Annotated in this window: 1 pseudogene; it reads left to right on the forward strand. The window is 46.0% G+C overall.

The window, feature by feature from the left end:
• Nucleotides 1-372 (forward strand): annotated as a pseudogene (locus tag SMIDD26_RS10945) (F0F1 ATP synthase subunit alpha); the annotation flags it as partial.

Consider the following 372-nt stretch of genomic DNA (forward strand, 5'->3'; position numbering starts at 1 on the left):
AGTAGGTGAAAGTCTGATTGGTCGTGTTGTGGATCCGCTTGGTCGTCCAGTTGACGGTCTGGGAGAAATCCACACTGATAAAACTCGTCCAGTAGAAGCGCCAGCTCCTGGTGTTATGCAACGTAAGTCAGTCTCAGAACCATTGCAAACTGGTTTGAAAGCTATTGACGCCCTTGTACCGATTGGCCGTGGTCAACGTGAGTTGATTATCGGTGACCGTCAGACAGGGAAAACAACCATTGCGATTGATACAATCTTGAACCAAAAAGATCAAGACATGATCTGTATCTACGTAGCGATTGGACAAAAAGAATCAACAGTTCGTACGCAAGTAGAAACACTTCGTCAGTACGGTGCCTTGGACTACACAAT

The organism is Streptococcus mitis, assembly GCF_001579035.1.
GTDB classification, from domain to species: Bacteria; Bacillota; Bacilli; order Lactobacillales; family Streptococcaceae; genus Streptococcus; species Streptococcus mitis_J.